Annotated in this window: 17 protein-coding genes; 5 read left to right on the top strand and 12 right to left on the bottom strand. The window is 39.8% G+C overall.

Going from position 1 to position 17383, the window contains the following annotated elements:
• Positions 1 to 4 precede the first annotated feature (4 nt).
• The 9 genes from mltG to yceD form a co-directional block, all read right to left on the bottom strand.
• Positions 5 to 991 carry an endolytic transglycosylase MltG gene (mltG, locus tag H4J63_RS02585; RefSeq protein ID WP_182194371.1) on the bottom strand — a complete coding sequence of 329 codons (987 nt, stop codon included), beginning with the start codon at positions 989 to 991 and terminating at the stop codon, positions 5 to 7.
• Positions 985 to 1800, bottom strand: coding sequence for an aminodeoxychorismate lyase (gene pabC, locus H4J63_RS02580; RefSeq protein ID WP_024604134.1), 816 nt, complete (start codon positions 1798 to 1800; stop codon positions 985 to 987). Before pabC ends, mltG begins: the two co-directional genes overlap by 7 nt.
• Before the next feature lie 59 nt (positions 1801 to 1859).
• On the bottom strand, positions 1860 to 3098 hold the full coding sequence (fabF, locus tag H4J63_RS02575; protein WP_007585731.1) for a beta-ketoacyl-ACP synthase II: 1239 nt from the start codon (positions 3096 to 3098) through the stop codon (positions 1860 to 1862).
• 216 nt (positions 3099 to 3314) lie between these two features.
• Positions 3315 to 3551 carry an acyl carrier protein gene (gene acpP / locus H4J63_RS02570; RefSeq protein ID WP_002962377.1) on the bottom strand — a complete coding sequence of 79 codons (237 nt, stop codon included), beginning with the start codon at positions 3549 to 3551 and terminating at the stop codon, positions 3315 to 3317.
• A 250-nt stretch (positions 3552 to 3801) separates the two neighbouring features.
• Positions 3802 to 4548: a 3-oxoacyl-ACP reductase FabG gene (gene fabG / locus H4J63_RS02565; protein WP_182194368.1), complete on the bottom strand. Its 747-nt coding sequence runs from the start codon at positions 4546 to 4548 to the stop codon at positions 3802 to 3804.
• An 11-nt stretch (positions 4549 to 4559) separates the two neighbouring features.
• The gene (gene fabD, locus H4J63_RS02560) at positions 4560 to 5486 is read right to left on the bottom strand and encodes an ACP S-malonyltransferase (RefSeq protein WP_076923840.1); all 927 of its coding nucleotides are present in this window, start codon (positions 5484 to 5486) and stop codon (positions 4560 to 4562) included.
• A 52-nt stretch (positions 5487 to 5538) separates the two neighbouring features.
• Positions 5539 to 6579: a phosphate acyltransferase PlsX gene (plsX, locus tag H4J63_RS02555; protein ID WP_182194365.1), complete on the bottom strand. Its 1041-nt coding sequence runs from the start codon at positions 6577 to 6579 to the stop codon at positions 5539 to 5541.
• A 12-nt stretch (positions 6580 to 6591) separates the two neighbouring features.
• Positions 6592 to 6762: a 50S ribosomal protein L32 gene (gene rpmF / locus H4J63_RS02550; protein ID WP_002962381.1), complete on the bottom strand. Its 171-nt coding sequence runs from the start codon at positions 6760 to 6762 to the stop codon at positions 6592 to 6594.
• Between the two features lie 9 nt (positions 6763 to 6771).
• On the bottom strand, positions 6772 to 7296 hold the full coding sequence (gene yceD / locus H4J63_RS02545) for a 23S rRNA accumulation protein YceD (RefSeq protein WP_007375269.1): 525 nt from the start codon (positions 7294 to 7296) through the stop codon (positions 6772 to 6774).
• A gap of 131 nt (positions 7297 to 7427) precedes the next feature.
• Between yceD and H4J63_RS02540 the strand changes: the two genes are divergently transcribed.
• A complete protein-coding gene (locus H4J63_RS02540) occupies positions 7428 to 8027 on the top strand; it encodes a nucleoside triphosphate pyrophosphatase (protein WP_182194364.1) in 600 nt (199 codons plus the stop codon).
• A 9-nt stretch (positions 8028 to 8036) separates the two neighbouring features.
• Here the strand turns inward: H4J63_RS02540 and H4J63_RS02535 are convergent, their stop codons facing one another.
• Both H4J63_RS02535 and rluC read right to left on the bottom strand, forming a co-directional pair.
• The gene (locus H4J63_RS02535) at positions 8037 to 8699 is read right to left on the bottom strand and encodes an HAD-IA family hydrolase (RefSeq protein ID WP_182194362.1); all 663 of its coding nucleotides are present in this window, start codon (positions 8697 to 8699) and stop codon (positions 8037 to 8039) included.
• Positions 8696 to 9655, bottom strand: a complete 960-nt coding sequence (gene rluC / locus H4J63_RS02530; RefSeq protein WP_182194361.1) for a 23S rRNA pseudouridine(955/2504/2580) synthase RluC — start codon at positions 9653 to 9655, stop codon at positions 8696 to 8698. The genes H4J63_RS02535 and rluC overlap by 4 nt, the downstream gene beginning before the upstream one ends.
• A gap of 772 nt (positions 9656 to 10427) precedes the next feature.
• Between rluC and rne the strand changes: the two genes are divergently transcribed.
• The gene (gene rne, locus H4J63_RS02525) at positions 10428 to 13658 is read left to right on the top strand and encodes a ribonuclease E (protein ID WP_182194358.1); all 3231 of its coding nucleotides are present in this window, start codon (positions 10428 to 10430) and stop codon (positions 13656 to 13658) included.
• A gap of 329 nt (positions 13659 to 13987) precedes the next feature.
• On the opposite strand, the gene yejK is transcribed toward rne, so the two are convergent.
• Positions 13988 to 15004 (bottom strand): nucleoid-associated protein YejK, encoded by a 1017-nt coding sequence (yejK, locus tag H4J63_RS02520; RefSeq protein ID WP_101216185.1) that lies wholly within the window; start codon positions 15002 to 15004, stop codon positions 13988 to 13990.
• Between the two features lie 62 nt (positions 15005 to 15066).
• Between yejK and H4J63_RS02515 the strand changes: the two genes are divergently transcribed.
• The 3 genes from H4J63_RS02515 (at position 15067) to H4J63_RS02505 (ending at position 17347) form a co-directional block, all read left to right on the top strand.
• Positions 15067 to 15279, top strand: coding sequence for a DUF1414 domain-containing protein (locus H4J63_RS02515; protein ID WP_007375276.1), 213 nt, complete (start codon positions 15067 to 15069; stop codon positions 15277 to 15279).
• 5 nt (positions 15280 to 15284) lie between these two features.
• The gene (locus H4J63_RS02510) at positions 15285 to 16781 is read left to right on the top strand and encodes a DUF3413 domain-containing protein (RefSeq protein WP_182194355.1); all 1497 of its coding nucleotides are present in this window, start codon (positions 15285 to 15287) and stop codon (positions 16779 to 16781) included.
• An 86-nt stretch (positions 16782 to 16867) separates the two neighbouring features.
• The gene (locus tag H4J63_RS02505) at positions 16868 to 17347 is read left to right on the top strand and encodes a DUF4124 domain-containing protein (protein ID WP_182194352.1); all 480 of its coding nucleotides are present in this window, start codon (positions 16868 to 16870) and stop codon (positions 17345 to 17347) included.
• Positions 17348 to 17383: the final 36 nt, after the last annotated feature.

Here is a 17383-nt window from a genome sequence, read left to right as displayed (position 1 = left end):
AAACTTAATTCTTTTTATTTAATATATACGTTTTAACTGCCGCGTTATGCTGCTTTAACGTGGTTGAAAATTGGTGGCTACCATCGCCTTTTGATACAAAGTAAACGTATTCACTTTGCGGCGGATTAACTGCAGCTAAAATAGCGGCTTTAGATGGCATAGCAATCGGTGTTGGCGGTAAGCCATTAATACGATACGTATTGTAAGGCGTATAATCGCGTAAATCTTTGTATTTAATATCGCCATCAAAATCGGCGCCTAATCCGTATATTACGGTTGGATCGGTCTGTAGGCGCATATTGGTGTTTAATCGATTAACAAATGCTGATGCGATTAACGGACGCTCGCTGGCAAGGCCTGTTTCTTTTTCAATGATTGAAGCCATTATAAGTGCTTCGTATGCTGTTTTGTAGGGCAAATTAACAGCGCGCTGCTGCCAAGCGTAGTCTAACGTTTGCTGCATTTTTTGCGCTGCACGTTTTAATAAACTGCTCGCAGTATCGTTATTATGGTAATGGTAAGTGTCGGGGAATAACCAGCCCTCTAGGTGCGTATTATTACCCAGTATTTGTGTACTTAGTTCATCAGTTTTTAAATCGTTTTGTAACTTATCGGCTTTATTAATAGCACTTAGTACTTCACGTAAGTTTTGCCCTTCAATTATTGTAAAACTAAAATTGATTTGCTGGCCTTGGTTAATTTTTTTTACGTTATTAATAACGCTATCGGCCGTTAGCTCGTAAAGCCCCGCTTTTAAGTCGGTAAGTGTGGGATCTAATTTTGCAATGACTTGATAACGCCAGCAGCCTTCCACCCAGTTATTAGCTTGCCACTGCTGACATAACTTATTAAAGCCAGTGCCATGCTTAACTTCAAATTGTGTGTTTTGCGCTACCTTTAACGGGCTATTTATTGTTGCTTGTAATTGCTGGTAACCAATAGCAGTGGTTATAACAGCTAAAAAAAGTACCGATAAAATAACTTTTAACACTCAGCCTCCTTGGCTAATAATTTAGTTAATAATGCGTGGCTGTCATCTGTATTAAATACCTGTTGCTCAATACTTTTAACAGGTACTGCTCCCATTAAGCTATTACACACAAATACGGCGTCTGCTTGGGTTAAATCTTCTACTTTCACGCGTTTAAATTCAACAGGCAATTTATCACATAACGATTGTAGATAAACGCCCTTTATTCCGCACTCATCAAGCAATGGCGTAAACACACACTTATTTTTAATCGCAAAAATATTAGCTGCTGAAGCTTCAATTACATTGTTATTGTAATCAAGCACTAACACATCATCGCAGTTTTGCGTTTGCATCGCTTTTTTAATTAGCACTTGTTCAAGTCGATTTAATGTTTTAAGGCCCGCTAAATAAGGCTGTGCCGCTAATTTAATCGGGCTTATTTCGAGAGTTACACCCTTTTTAGTAAGCGCTTCGTAATTACTAGGGTAGTCCAACACGCTCAATAAAATAGTAACATTACACTCACTTGGCAGCCCATAACCACGCCCGCCTTCGCCTCGCGTTACAAGTATTTTAAGCACGTTTAGTGGTGCAGCGTTTATATGCAAAGCAATTCGATTTTCAAGGCTATTAAAGTCTAACTCAGGAAAACCCAAGCGCTGTGCGCATTCAATCAAACGCGCTTTATGATGAGCCCAATACTGTACTTGCCCATCAACAACCTTAGCGGTTGTAAAAAAGCCATCACCGTAATTTAAGCCCCTGTCACGCGTGCTTAAAGTGCTGTTTTGATCTACTGCTATTATTGTTTGCATTTTGTTTGGCATATAAAAAAAGCCCAGTTAAACAACTGAGCTCTTATAATTTGATTCGTTGTTAAAAAAGATTATACCTTTTTAAATAGCAACGAGCCATTAGTACCACCAAAACCGAACGAGTTACACAGTGCAAAGTCTAACTTTGCATCACGTGCAGTGTGAGCAATATAATCTAAGTCACACCCTTCGTCTGGGTTATCAAGGTTGATAGTTGGCGACACTTTTTGATCTGTCAGTGATAAAATCGAAATAATCGATTCAACTGAACCTGCAGCACCTAACAAGTGACCCATCATCGATTTAGACGAGCCTACCATTACATCTTTAGCTGCATTACCAAAAATAGACTTAACAGCGGCAGTTTCTGCTTTATCGCCTGCATTTGTAGATGTTCCGTGTGCGTTAATGTAACCAATTTGCTCAGCGTTTACTTGCGCATCGTTTAGTGCGTTTTGCATTGCAAGTGCAGCGCCCGCACCATCTTCTGGTGGTGAAGTCATGTGGTACGCATCGCCACTCATACCAAAGCCTACTAGCTCAGCATAAATTTTAGCGCCACGTGCTTTAGCATGTTCGTACTCTTCAACTACAACAACACCAGCGCCGTCAGAAAGCACAAAGCCATCGCGGTCTTTATCCCAAGGGCGAGAAGCCGCTTGTGGATCGTCATTGCGGGTTGAAAGTGCACGCGCAGCATTAAAGCCACCCATACCAATTGGGGTACACGCTTTTTCTGCACCGCCAGCAACCATTGCATCTGCATCACCGTAGGCAATCATGCGGGCTGCATGGCCAATATTATGCAAGCCAGTAGTACAGGCAGTTACAATTGAAATATTTGGACCACGAAGTCCATGCATCATTGATAAATGACCTGAGATCATATTAATAATGGTAGACGGCACATAAAATGGCGATAACTTGCGCGGACCACTATTTAATAGCTTAATGTGGTTTTCTTCAATTAACGTAAGCCCACCAATACCTGAACCTACAGCTACACCAATGCGTGCTGCGTTTTGCTCAGTGATTTCAAGGCCTGAATCTTTAAAGGCTTGAACACCCGCTGCAATGCCGTACTGAATAAACAAGTCCATTTTTTTAGTATCTTTCGCTGACATGTATGCAGTTGCATCAAAATCATTTATTAAACCAGCGAATTTAGTACCAAATTTTGATGTATCAAAGTGCGTTATTGTTTGAATGCCACTTTTACCATCTAATAAGCCTTGCCAGGTTGATTGAACATCATTACCTAGCGGCGTCAACATTCCTAAGCCAGTTACGACGACTCGACGTTTAGCCACGGTTTGCCTCCAATAAGGGATATTTTACAAGGGGATGATCATACCCAAGCTACCTCAAAGTGCTAGTCCCAAAATAGATTAAAAACGCATAACACAATCAAAATTAATTTTTAGCTAAAATTGAGCATAGAGATTTAAGTTTTGAATCACGAACTTTGAGGTGGTTTGGATATAAAAAATTAAAGGCAGCGGATGCTGCCTTTAACGTGCGATTAATTACTCAGCGTGTGCTGTAACGTAATCGATAGCAGTTTGTACTGTAGTGATCTTCTCAGCTTCTTCATCTGGGATCTCAGTATCAAACTCTTCTTCAAGAGCCATTACTAGTTCAACAGTATCAAGAGAATCTGCACCTAGGTCATCTACGAAAGAAGATTCATTTTTAACTTCTTCTTCTTTAACACCTAGTTGTTCAATGATAATTTTCTTTACGCGTTCTTGGATATCGCTCATTCTTCTTTCCTTTATTAAAAACGCCAATGCGTTATTTTCAGATTGCGGCGTAGTTTACGCCGCATAATTCTCTGATTCAATGATTTGACCATAAATAATTGTCTGGTCAAACCTCTGAGTGTGTGTTTTGTCTTTTATCGCTTATTTTCGCAGCGATTTCAAGTATGTTTAAAGCAAGTTCACAAATAATTCAATGTTTTTGAGGTAACTTACTTAACTTTATCAAGCAGTAATTTAGGTACTATGGTTATTAAACCATGTACATCGCGCCATTTACATGCAAAGTTTCGCCTGATACATACGCAGCCGCGTCAGATGCTAAATAACATACTGCAGACGCAATTTCGTCAGGTTGACCTAAACGCCCTGCTGGAACATTTGCAAGTGTTGCTGCTTTTTGCTCGTCAGTTAAATTATCAGTCATGTCTGTTTGAATAAAACCAGGTGCAATTACGTTAACGGTAATACCACGTGATGCAACTTCGCGCGCTAGTGACTTAGAAAAACCAATTACACCCGCTTTAGCCGCTGCATAATTAGCCTGACCTGCATTACCCATAGTACCCACTACTGAGCCAATGTTAATAATACGGCCTTTCTTTTTCTTCATCATTGGACGAAGTACCGCTTTAGATAAACGGAAAACTGAGCTTAAATTAGTGTCGATAATATCGTCCCACTCAGTCTCTTTCATACGCATTAATAAGTTATCACGTGTAATACCTGCGTTATTTACAAGTACGTCAATATCGCCTAAATCAGCTTTTATTGCAGCAAGTGTTGCTTCAATAGATGCAGGATCGGTTACGTTTAATGCATAACCTTTACCACTGTCACCTAGGTACTCACTGATTTTAGCAGCGCCTGACTCACTTGTCGCAGTACCTGCAACTTTTGCACCTTGTGCAACTAATGTTGTTGCAATTGCTTTACCAATACCACGGCTGGCGCCAGTAATTAGGACAACTTTGCCCTCTAATGAAAATAAATTAGACATTTTATATACTCTTATTTAGCTGCATCAATTGAAGCGGCGTCGTTTACTGAGCCACAGATCATTGCTTTATCAATTCGTTTAGCAAGTCCTGTTAATACTTTACCAGGACCAAATTCGTAGCTTTGTGTTACATCTTGCGCAACCAGGGCTTGTACTGTTTCTGTCCAGCGAACTGGGCTGTAAAGCTGGCGCACTAATGCATCTTTAATTGCATCAGCTGACGTTTCAGCTTTTACATCAACATTATTAATTACATCACATTTAGGTGTATTAAATGTTAAAGCGGCTAAATCTGCTGCAAGCTTTTCAGCTGCTGGCTTCATTAACTCACAATGTGAAGGTACGCTAACCGAAAGTGGTAATGCACGTTTAGCACCGGCATCTTTACATGCTTGCGATGCTCTATCTACTGCCGCTTTATGCCCTGCAATAACAACTTGACCAGGAGAGTTGTAGTTAACTGGCGATACAACCTCACCTTGCGCTGAGGCAGCACAAGCCGCTTTAATTTCTTCATCGCCTAGGCCAATAATAGCGGCCATTGAACCTACGCCTGCTGGCACGGCTTCTTGCATGTATAAACCACGGTTTTCAACAAGCTTTACGGCTTCGCTCAAGCTTAATACGTCGCTACATACTAGCGCTGAGTATTCACCTAAGCTGTGACCCGCCATAACAACGTCGGCATCTGGGTTAGCTGCTAACCAATCACGGTAAATAGCAACACTTGCAGTTAGTAATGCAGGTTGTGTGCGGTGGGTTTGATTTAATTTTTCTTCTGGGCCATTAAGAACTAGCTCTGCTAAGTCGTAACCCAGTGCATTTGACGCTTCTGCAAATGTTGCTTTAACAATGTCAGAACTCTCTAGTAGTTCTTGTAACATACCAACGCTTTGCGAACCTTGACCTGGGAATAGAAGTGCAATTTTTTGTGCCATACTTTGCTCTTTTTAATTAAACAAATAAATAATGAAATACACGGCACATCAATTATTGATTAACCGCCGTGTCTTTAGAATGTGTGTTTTCGAAAATAGCGGCTATTTTATCAGGAAGTTGACGTTCAACCTCTTTTACCGCTTCATCAATAGCTGCTTGAAATGCTTTAGCTGACGCATTTCCATGACTTTTAACGACAATACCGCGCAATCCTACCAGAGAAGCACCGTTATACTGGTCGGGGTTCACCCTTTTATAGAGTTTTTTTATTATTGGACGCAACATAAACGCCATACATTTATATAAAAGATGCTTTTCGAGTGCGGTTGTAAACTTATTCATAATAAGCTTGGCAATGCCTTCGCATGTTTTAAGTGCTACGTTGCCAACAAACCCTTCGCATACAATGACATCAGCCTTACCCGAAAAAATATCACTTCCTTCGCTGTAACCAATATAATTTATATGTGGGCTTTGCTGCATTAGTTGTGCGGCTTGTTTAATGTCGTCGTGGCCTTTAATGTCCTCAGCACCAATGTTTAATAAACTAACGCGAGGGTTATCGCAGCCAAGTGCTTGGCCAGCAACTACAGAGCCCATAATCCCAAACTGATACAGCATTTGCGCATCACAATGCACATTAGCACCTAAGTCGAGTAAATATACTGGGTTTTGGCTTTCTGTAGGAACAGATGAAATGAGTGCGGCACGTTTAACACCTGGCAGCATTTTTAATACGTAGTGAGCCATAAAAAATAAAGCGCCGGTATTACCTGAGCTAACACACGCTTGAGCTTCGCCCGACTTAACTAAATCAAGGGCAACACGCATAGATGAATCTTTTTTTGAACGTACAGCAATTGCGGGTTCGCAGGCGTTAGTGACTATTTCACTACAATGACGAATTATGAGTCTTGGATGAGATAAAGAATCGAGGGATTCGAGTTCTTTAGATATAACGTCTTCATTGCCACATAAAATGAGACTTAAATTGGCATGAGCATTTACCGCACAAACGGCAGCAGGAATAGATGAACGGGGGCCGTAATCGCCCCCCATCATATCTAACGCTATGGTTAGATCTTTCAGCATATAAGTAATCTCTTATTTAGAAATTACTTGAACGCCTTTGTAGTAACCATCTGCAGTCACATGGTGACGACGATGAGTCTCACCAGATGTTTGATCTACAGTTAAAGTTGGACCACTGATCGCATCGTGTGAACGGCGCATGCCGCGTCTTGCACGAGACTTTTTGCTTTTTTGTACAGCCATAGTCTTCTCCTAAGAATCTTTCTTAAGTTGTTTCAAAATATCAAATGGATTAGGTTTATCATCTTCCGCCTTTAATACACCAAAGCTGGCAGGCTTTGCTGAATAACTGCATGAAGCTTCGTTGTGGGTAGCCACTAATGGAATTGCTAAAATTAGCTCGTCTTCAATTAAATCAAAAACGTTAACTTCACCATTTTCATCAAGCGCTACTTCATCGTAGTCTTCTGGAAAAATATCTAACTCTGTATCTTCACCTACTGGTGAGTATGCAAAGTCTTGAACCAAATCCAACCCTAAATCACCATTACAACGTTGACAAATGACAGTAACGTGTGTGGACAAATTGCCTCTAATCACAGCGAAACCTTGATCATCGTTTTTGCAATGTATTTTTACCGCTATTTCACCTACTTCTTCCTGCACAACTTTCTCTAAACGAGTAAGTTTTTCAAGCGGTACAATTCCGTCATACTTTAAACGGTGCTGTGCTGCTTTGCCTGGATGAAGAGTGATGGGAATTTTCACCTTTTGCATAGGGGCTGCATCATATAGATAGTTAGTTTGTTAGTCAAAGTAAAAAACCATTTTTACTTGGTTTTTAACGTGTTTTACTCTCGGATCTGATTTATCCTAACTCAATCTGAATTATCGTAGGAAAACAGTCCGTGAAGCATCCACTTATTTTAGCGTCAAGCTCGCCTTTTAGGCAGTCTTTATTACAAAAATTTAATTTACCATTTGATACGTTTTCACCAGACGTTGACGAATCAGCACTTGAATGCGAAACACCTACCGAACTGGTTAAGCGTTTAAGTGAATTAAAAGCCTCAGCGGCTAATAAACACTTTAACAAAGGGTTAGCTATTGGATCAGACCAAGTCGCTGTGTTTAATAATCAAATTTTAGGTAAACCACATAATAAACAAAATGCCGTAAAACAACTAAATTTATTTAGCGGTAATACTGTAACATTTTTAACTGGGCTTTGTGTTTACGATATTGTAACTGGCACTAAAAAAACGTGTGTTGAACCCTTTGATGTTACTTTTAAAATCCTTAGTGATGTACAAATTAGTGCTTATTGCGATGCTGAGCAGCCTTATAACTGTGCTGGCAGCTTTAAAAGTGAAGGGTTAGGCATCTGTTTATTTGAAAAACTAAGCGGAGACGACCCTAATAGCTTAATTGGATTACCATTAATTAAACTCAGCCAGCTACTGACTGAGTTTGGTATTGATATACTTACTGCTCAAAACAAGTTTTAGTTAAATAAATTAGCCAAGCAAAACCTGTTGCAGCTGCAGATAGTTATCTACTGTTGCAACAGGGCTAAGCTTATTTAGCTGCTGTGCGTTATGTACACCCATTGTTACGCCGATTCTATCCATGCCAGCAGCTTTTGCCATGGTCATGTCTATTTGAGTGTCGCCAATCATTACAGCGTCTTGAGCGCTTATGCCAAGTTCTTCAAGCAATTGATACAACATATCTGCAGAGGGCTTTGATTGCGCTTCGTCGCTTGTACGCGTTGCACTAAAGAAATGTCTAAGTTGGCTTTGATCAAGCAAACGCTCTAACCCACCTCTACCTTTACCTGTTGCAACCGCTAAAACAATGCCCTGCTCTTTTAATGCATTTAAAACGCCGACAACATCAGCAAATACAGGAGTTGGCGTGGTATCAACACTATATTGGTGTTTATATCCTTTAATTAGCGCTTGATGCTGCACTACATTATCAGGAAATAAAACGTCAATTGCTTTTTCAAGCGACATACCAATAATATTTTTAATTGCTAAATTACTTGGCGACACTAAATTAAGTGACTCGGCGCTACTACGAATACAGTTAACTATTTTAGTTACTGAATCCACAACAGTGCCGTCCCAATCAAAAATGACGAGCTTATATTTTTTTATTGGGGCTACTTTTATCACAGTTTCGCATCTCGTAGTTTTAGTAGTGTATTTTTAAGCGTTTTATCTAGCGGTGCTTCTACTCGCATCGTTGTTTCGTTTTTAGGATGATAAAAAGTTAAATCGTGTGCGTGTAAAAATAATCGGTTTAACCCAACTTTACGCATAGATTCATCAAAACCCTGATCGCCGTATTTATCATCGCATGCTATTGGGTGACCTTTACATTGCGTATGTACACGAATTTGGTGCGTGCGCCCTGTAACAGGCGATGCTTGTACAAGTGAGCAATCGTTAAAACGTTCAAGTACTTTAAAACGAGTATGTGAAGGTTTTCCCTCAGTGTTATCTACACGTACTACACGCTCGCCCGACTTAAGTGTATTTTTACGTAGCCCTTCGGTTACGTTTTTAGTTTTAGAGTCCCACTGCCCTTCTACAAGTGCCCAGTAATTTTTTTCCATTGTTTTTTCACGAAGTTGTTCATGCAATGCCGTTAACACCGAACGGCGCTTCGCTATAAGTAAACAACCCGATGTATCACGGTCAAGCCTATGAACTAGCTCAAGGCTGCGCTCTTCTGGGCGAAGTGCGCGTAGTGCTTCAATTAAACCATAACTTAAACCACTGCCACCATGAACAGCCATACCTGAAGGTTTATTTATGACGATAAGGTATTTATCTTCAAATAAAATATCGTTTTCTAGGCGAGTTACTTTGTCTAACTTTGATGGTACAAACTCTTCACGCTCAGCAACTCTGATAGGTGCAATACGCAGTACATCGTCAAGCTGTAGTTTATATACAGGCTTAATACGCTTTTTATTAACGCGTACCTCACCTTTGCGCAAAAGTTTATAAATAGCGCTTTTAGGCACCCCTTTTAAATGGGTAATAAGAAAGTTATCAATACGCTGACCTAAATGGTCTTCGTTGATCGTGACATAAGTTACTTGTAAGTCGTTTTTTTCTGACATTGCCTAATCACTAATTTAAGTAAAATAATTTAGTTGCTAACACTGTAATAATAGTGGGATAATCAGCAGCGCAAATATTTAGTATTTGCAAATAACAACGGTGCTTTTTAACACATTAAAACATTCGTGATGCACATTCTGGGTAGCCGATCATACAGATCCGAGTTAAGTTTTCCAAAGCTTTTATGCCTCCTCAGTTAACACGTGCGATCAATTAACGGCAATGCGCGTAATATATTGCTGGTTAAGTTTGAACATGAAGCGATTTTTAACGTGCTAGAAAAAGCAATGAACAGATAATTTGTCTGATAGTGACGACGTAAAAAACGTCGTTCAGCACTAGCTCAATTATTGTAGTACCGTATAGCAGCTTATTTAGAACTAAAAAAATCTAATAAATAAGCGTTCATTAACATCGGCAGCGATTTTTGCTCTTAAAACGGATATTAGCGATACATCAGTATGTATTGCTCACCAACTTAATGAGCCCTACGCGCCTAATATGAATGATATTTAGTAAGATTAATATGACAGGCCGACTTCTGGGTAAAACTTGTAAACGTAGCTGAAAAGCCGACAGTTTTAGCACCATTAAGAATTTAATAGCGATAATAATCGCTATTGTTTGCCAGCATTTAAAATACTGCATACGGGAAACAGAGCCGTTCCGTTAAAGACCCAGTCGTGAGGCTGCACATTCTAAAAATAGGGACAACTGAACAGGCGAGAAAAACATCGTCATGTCAGCGACATAAATAAGTAGAGTAACAATATGAAACGTATGCTAATCAATGCAACGCAGCAAGAAGAAATGCGCGTAGCACTGGTTGATGGCCAGCGCCTTTATGATTTAGATATCGAAAGCCCAGGTCACGAACAGAAAAAAGCCAATATTTATAAAGGCAAAATCACTCGCATTGAACCATCTCTTGAAGCAGCATTTGTTGATTACGGTGCTGACCGTCATGGTTTCCTTCCTTTAAAAGAAATTGCACGTACTTACTTCCCTGCAGGTTACACTTTTCATGGTCGCCCAAACATCCGCGACGTAATAAAAGAAGGTCAAGAAGTAATAGTACAAGTTGATAAAGAAGAACGCGGCCAAAAAGGCGCAGCGTTAACTACTTTTATCAGTGTTGCTGGTAGCTATTTAGTTCTTATGCCTAACAATCCTCGTGCTGGCGGTATTTCTCGTCGTATTGAAGGTGATGAGCGTACTGAACTTAAAGAAGCATTAGGTCGTTTAGAACTTCCTAAAGGTATGGGCTTAATTGTTCGTACAGCGGGTGTTGGTAAGTCATTTGAAGAACTTAACTACGATTTAAAAGCATTATTAGTACATTGGGATGCAATTAAACAAGCAGCTGACAGTGCTAAAGCACCGTTTTTAATTCACCAAGAAAGCAACGTGATTTTCCGTGCAATACGCGATTATTTACGTCGTGATATTGGCGAAATTTTAATTGATAAACCACGTGTTTTTGAAGAAGCTAAAGCGCACATTGAGCGTTTTCGTCCTGACTTTATGAGCCGTGTTAAGCTTTATCAAGGCGACACTCCTTTATTCACGCATTACCAAATTGAAAGCCAAATTGAGTCTGCGTTCCAGCGTGAAGTACGTCTTCCTTCTGGTGGTTCAATTGTAATTGACCCAACTGAAGCACTTACATCTATCGATATCAACTCGTCTAAAGCAACTAAAGGCGGCGATATTGAAGAGACTGCACTTAATACTAACTTAGAAGCGGCCGATGAGATTGCACGTCAATTACGTCTGCGTGACTTAGGCGGTTTAATTGTAATCGACTTTATCGATATGACGCCTCCACGCCATCAGCGTGAAGTAGAAAATCGTTTAAAAGATGCTGCTCGCCCAGATCGTGCTCGTGTTCAAATTGGTAAAATTTCACGCTTTGGTTTACTTGAAATGTCGCGTCAGCGTTTGCGTCCTTCATTAGGTGAAGCAAGCCAAGGTCCATGTCCACGTTGTAGTGGCCAAGGTACTATTCGTTCAAACGAATCAATTGCGCTTTCTATTCTTCGTTTAATTGAAGAAGAAGCAATTAAAGACAACACAGCACAAGTAAATGCACAAGTGCCTGTTGCCGTTGCCGCTTATTTGTTAAATGAGCAACGTCGTAGTGTTCACCGCATTGAAAAGCATCACAAATGTGACGTAGTGATTATTCCAAATCAACATATGGAAACACCACATTACGAAGTTATGCGTTTACGTAAAGACGAAACACTTGAAACAGTAAGCTACGGACAAGTTGTTGCACCAGAGCCTGAAGTATTTGAGATGTCAAAATCACCAAGTACTCCAGTACGTGAAGAGCCAATGTTAAAAGGCGTGGTAATGCCTTCTACTCCAGCTCCACAATCAGCTCCAGCTAAAGCAGTAGCACCAGCGGCTGTTGTACAAACTAAAACTGAAGGTGGCTTACTAGCTGCTATTGGTAATTGGTTTAAGTCGTTATTTGCAAGTGAATCTGAAGAAGATAAAAAAGAAGCTGTAGAAAAAGAGCAGCAAGAAGCGCGTAATAACGCTCGTCGTGGTAACGATAATCGTCGTCGTAATAACAATCAACGTCGTCGTAATAATAACCCGCGCACTAATAAACCACGCAACGAGCGCCCTGCAGCTGAAGAGGAAGTTAAAACAGACTCACCAGCAGCAAGCACCGAGACTCAAGAGAGAAACGAGAACCGTAATAAGCGTCGTCGAAACCCTAACTCTCGTAAGCGCCCAGAGCATAAAAGCCAAGAAAAAGATCAAGTTAAAACTGAAGCTCCTGCAAAAGCAGCAGTAGAAGTAGAAACTGATTCTAAGCCAGCTCAAGCTGCAGAGCCTAAAGAGCAAAAGCCTAAAGTTCGCCGTCAACGTCGTAACATACGTAAAAAAGTACGTCTGCAAGATGAAAACGCTGAGCAAGCTAACTCAACAGAGCAAACACCTGAACAAGCGGTAGTGACTGACACGCCACAAGTTCAAGAGCAAGCACCTGTTGCAGAAAAGCAAACACAAGCTCCGGCAGAAAAAACAGCGCACATTAAAGAAGAGAAAGTTGACACTGTTGATTCTAACGATGAAACAGCAACTACTGAAGACGAGCAAGAGCAAACACGTACACGTTCACGCCGTTCTCCTCGTCATCTTCGTGCATCAGGTCAACGTCGTCGACGTCCTGAAGGTGAAGCAGAAGTTAAATCTGACGAAGCCCCTGCATTTGTTCCAGTTGCTGATCAAGCTGCTGCAGAATATGAAGCAGAGCTTAAAGCTAAATCTGAAGAAACACCTGTGGATGCAGCGCAGCAAATTGAACAAGCCGTCGCGGTTGAAGACTTAGCAAAAGTTGAAGCTGTAGAAGAGCCTGCTAAAGTTGAAACTCCAGTAGCAACTGAAGAGCCTGCTAAAGTTGAAACTCCAGTAGCAACTGAAGAGCCTGCTAAAGTTGAAACTCCAGTAGTAACTGAAGAACCTGCTAAAGTTGAAACTCCAGTAGTAACTGAAGAGCCAGCTAAAGTTGAAGCGCCAGTAGTAACTGAAGAGCCAGCTAAAGTTGAAGCGCCAGTAGTAAGTGAAGAGCCGGCTAAAGTTGAAGCGCCAGTAGTAACTGAAGCACCAGCTAAGGTTGAAACTACGGTAGTAACTGAAGAGCCGACTAAAGTTGAAACGCCAGTAGTAACTGAAGAGCCGACTAAAGTTGAAACGCCAGTAGTAACTGAAGAGCCAGCTAAAGTTGAATCTCCAGTAGTAACTGAAGCTCCAGCAAAAGCAGAGAAATCAGCACCGCATGTTAAAACATCGGTAACTCAAGGGTCTGCAAGTGCGCCAATGGCACAGCCTACTCCTGTAGCTGATAGCGAAGTAAAGCATACATCTGTTGCAATGGCTCACGATAAACGTGAACTAGTGCCAGACAGTGGTTTACGTGCGGGTTCTATCAAACCTGCTGGTCGTGCAAGTTCTGCTATGACTAAAACAATGAGTGTTGATTAGTAACTAACATTTATTAAAAAGCCCCGCTATTTAATAAATAGCGGGGCTTTTTTGTTTTAATGAGTTGAATAATCAGAAAAATGGCTTCACGCCCATAATACGTAATTTATGTACAAAGAGGTTAAGAGGCTCTGCGCTTTTAGAGGTAGTAAAAAGGCTAAGCCTGCCAATAAAGCATGGCTTGTGTTTTCTCATTTACTCCTCTTTCACTTCTCTTTGTGAAATAAATCATTTAGTGGTTTTGTTCCGATGCAACTAATTTATATACCGATACAAAAAAACGCGATATAAATACCGCGCTCTTAAATCAGCTTTTCAACTTGTGAAATTTACTCGCTTTCACTTTCCATAAAGCGTTGAAGCTGATCTTTTAAGTTTGGCGGAATACCTTTAATAACTAACGTATCGGTTGCTTCGTTATAGGTAACACGCTCACCTAAATGCTTACGTTCAAAGCTTACACTAACTCCACCGCCAAGGCCTGAAAACTTAACCATACTGGTTACTGTTTTTTTATCAACGGGGAAAGTTTCTTCCAAGTCATAACTTTGCTCTTTGCAAAAACTATCAAACGGGCTGTCATCGCCTTTTGTAAGCGTTGCAGATAGATCGCTCACACTTGCATCTTCGCCTGTGGTTACGCAATCATTACAGTAATCAAATACTTGTTTACGTAAATCGTCTTTTTCTGATTTATCAAACTGTTGCTCTGATAAATAATCCTCTACTGCGCTAAGCATTACTTGGCTTTGCTGTTTTGAATCAATACCTTCTTCACAGCCTAAAAAGTCTAAGAAAAAGTCAGCAACTTTACGACCCGCACGTCCTTTAATAAATGAAATATAACGATTATCTTCTGCTTGCGTATCCCACGCTGTTAAATCGATACGAGCAGCGAGTTGCATGCGAGATATGTCTAAATGGCGAGAAGCCGCTAAATCAAGCTCTGAGGTCATAGAGTAATGCTCTTTAATGTTAATCATCGCAATTAACATGTAATCGGTAGCAACATATTGATAATGACAAAATACTAAATAGCCTGTTTCGCTAAATGCATACTTATCAAGTTCTTCTTTTAAAACCGTTGAGGCTTGCTCGGTCATATGCCAAAAGCCTAGCTCATCGTTTCGGTAGCTTTGCATTGCAGAGGCTACAACACTGTTTTTATCACCACTGAAAGCACAGTAACCTTTACCAGGTTTACCATTATATGCATGATGTAATTGTTCGATAAAAACGGCTACTTTATCGTTAATTACCATCTCATCATTTCGAAGGTGAATTTGCGTATCGTCGTCTTTTTTGTCTACATAATGAACGACTAATTTTTTAACGTCTGTTGTCATCTTTGTTTTTCACGCCTCTAGTGTTAAAATACGAGAATATAACTATTTTATTGAACCAACTGATGCCAATCTTATCAAAATACTCTAATGAAGAAGTAGAACAAATCGTCGATCAGCTTATTGATGTGCTAACTAAACACAATGCGCCAGTAGATTTAAGCCTTATGTGTTTAGGAAATTCTATCACGCATATCTTAAAAGAGCATGTACCAACAGGGAAAAGACAAGCCGTAACTGAGAACTTTGCAAAAGCTCTATCACAGTCGGTTAAATAAACTCTATGAATTTATCGCAGCACAATCAGTTTTCATCAAAAGCGAGTCAGCTATTAAGCTGGGGCCATTGGTTTACTTTTGCCAATATTGGCTTGGCGCTATTTATTAGCTTAAGCTACTTATTTGCCGACTCGCCACCAACAAGCTTTATGGGCATTACTTATATGCTAGTAACGTGGTTAAGCCACACTAGTTTTATCGCCTTTTTAGCGTTTGTGCTGACGGTATTTCCGCTTAGTTTAATATTCCCCTACCCACGACATATACGAGGCATGGCGGCTGTAATAGCCACACTAGGCGCGTCACTGCTTACCCTTGATGCTTATGTTTACGTTAATTTGGGTTATCACCTAAGTATATCTGCCTTACCTGAGATTATTTCTCTACTGTGGCATCGTTTAACCAGTTCACCTGCTTTAACAACCATTTTAGCCAGTGGGATTGTATTACTTATTTTAGGCTTTCAGCTACTTGTGAGTAATTACACATGGCAACACCTTGAGCGCTTAAAACAATATAAATTTGCACGTTACGCAATTTCATTTTTAATAGTGTGTTTTTCACTTAGCCACAGCATTCATATCTGGGCTGACGCAAATTTAAACTTTGATGTAACGAAGCAAGATAATGTATTACCACTTTCATACCCTACTACCGCTAAAAGTTTATTAGCTAAAAATGACTTACTTGATATAGAAAGCTATAAGCAGGCACATAACGTAAAAATTAATAACCAAAATATTAGTTATCAAATGCCAAGCCCGCTTGATAAGTGTGAGGACTACACACAAGCCAATGTAGATATTTTTGTATTTGAAACCCAGCAACAACTCGCTAAATTTGTTGCCGATAATAAAAACTTGCACAAAACAGAGCAGTTTTTACAGCCAACTAATCATGACGATATGCTATTTAGCTTAGTGTATGGTTTGCCAGCTTTTTATAAAGCAGCAATTTTAAGAGAGCAAACTCTTCCTGCTTGGCAAAGTCAGCGCCGCAGCATTGAAGTAACGGGCGTGGAAGAACTTAGTTTTATAAATGATCAAGCCCACAGCTCTAGCGCAATTAGAGTTATTAAAAGTAGCGATAATGCCGTTGTACGAGATGATAAAACCCAGGTTTTTGCTTTTAGTCTTGCCAATAACAAGCAAGAAGTAGTAACAACATCAACTTTATATAGCTCCGACAAACGTATTTCTAAAGTAGATGGACTTATTCAACCTAGCGATTTAATTGCCACAAGTGTTGGCCAATATTTAAATTGTAAAGCCATTGCCAAGCAAACAATGCTGGGCGTTAATTTATACAAGAAAAAAGATGATATGGGCGTTAACTACTCTCAGGGTGTCGTTATAGCCTATAAAAAAGATAGGATTACCTTAATAGATTCAGATGGTAACTTTAAAAATATCTCTGCCGCTGAGGGGTTTTCTATTGAACAAGGTTTAGATATACCATTTTTAGTGCAGAGTATTAAAAAGCTTAAAACCTTCACCCAATAGCCGTTATCCTAACCTAGCTTGCTATACCACCAAGCTAGGTTATAGTTTTATATTGTTGTTAGATATAAAAACCAAGGATGACATGTATGTTTAAAACTTCTCGTTATATTCTCCACTCTAGCTTTTTACTTATTAGTTTTTTTAGCTTTAGCGATACCACTTACTATAAATGTGTAACAGAGAAAGGCACAATCTTTTCTCAACTGCCGTGTGACGACGAAGCAACGACTTATAAAGTTAACACAACAGGTAATCAGTATTCAGGCCCCAAAGTTGATTACACTAAACAACTGAACGAACTTGAACGTGAAAAACTCCTGTCAGGTTTGCAGGCTGAGTTACGTAGTAATAACCACAAACTAACTATACTTGATCGTAATAAGCAGCGTGCTGAATATAAACAACAAGAACGGTTAAATCATATTCTAGCCGTTGAAGACAAAAACCGTATTACCAAAGACATTACTAAAAAACTAAAAGTAATTAATAAAGAGTATAAAAAAGATGTATCTGTTATTACTAAACAAATTAAAATACTCGAAAAAAAGATAGATCAATACCAATAAATCACCCCAAATTAGTGAATGATATTTATCTTGGTT

The sequence above is a fragment of the Pseudoalteromonas sp. 5Ae-yellow genome, assembly GCF_014077565.1.
Taxonomy (GTDB): Bacteria; Pseudomonadota; Gammaproteobacteria; order Enterobacterales; family Alteromonadaceae; genus Pseudoalteromonas.
The sequence above is the reverse complement of the archived record's forward strand: the minus strand, read 5'-3'. Positions and strand labels throughout refer to the sequence as shown.

Bases quoted from the DNA above. Each gene is read 5' to 3' on its own strand.
- pabC (WP_024604134.1), bottom strand. From the start codon at position 1,800: ATGCCAAACAAAATGCAAACAATAATAGCAGTAGATCAAAACAGCACT.
- acpP (WP_002962377.1), bottom strand. From the start codon at position 3,551: ATGAGCGATATCCAAGAACGCGTAAAGAAAATTATCATTGAACAACTA.
- fabG (WP_182194368.1), bottom strand. From the start codon at position 4,548: ATGTCTAATTTATTTTCATTAGAGGGCAAAGTTGTCCTAATTACTGGC.
- fabD (WP_076923840.1), bottom strand. From the start codon at position 5,486: ATGGCACAAAAAATTGCACTTCTATTCCCAGGTCAAGGTTCGCAAAGC.
- plsX (WP_182194365.1), bottom strand. From the start codon at position 6,579: ATGCTGAAAGATCTAACCATAGCGTTAGATATGATGGGGGGCGATTAC.
- rpmF (WP_002962381.1), bottom strand. From the start codon at position 6,762: ATGGCTGTACAAAAAAGCAAAAAGTCTCGTGCAAGACGCGGCATGCGC.
- yceD (WP_007375269.1), bottom strand. From the start codon at position 7,296: ATGCAAAAGGTGAAAATTCCCATCACTCTTCATCCAGGCAAAGCAGCA.
- rluC (WP_182194361.1), bottom strand. From the start codon at position 9,655: ATGTCAGAAAAAAACGACTTACAAGTAACTTATGTCACGATCAACGAA.
- rne (WP_182194358.1), top strand. From the start codon at position 10,428: ATGAAACGTATGCTAATCAATGCAACGCAGCAAGAAGAAATGCGCGTA.
- yejK (WP_101216185.1), bottom strand. From the start codon at position 15,004: ATGACAACAGACGTTAAAAAATTAGTCGTTCATTATGTAGACAAAAAA.
- H4J63_RS02515 (WP_007375276.1), top strand. From the start codon at position 15,067: ATGCCAATCTTATCAAAATACTCTAATGAAGAAGTAGAACAAATCGTC.
- H4J63_RS02510 (WP_182194355.1), top strand. From the start codon at position 15,285: ATGAATTTATCGCAGCACAATCAGTTTTCATCAAAAGCGAGTCAGCTA.
- H4J63_RS02505 (WP_182194352.1), top strand. From the start codon at position 16,868: ATGTTTAAAACTTCTCGTTATATTCTCCACTCTAGCTTTTTACTTATT.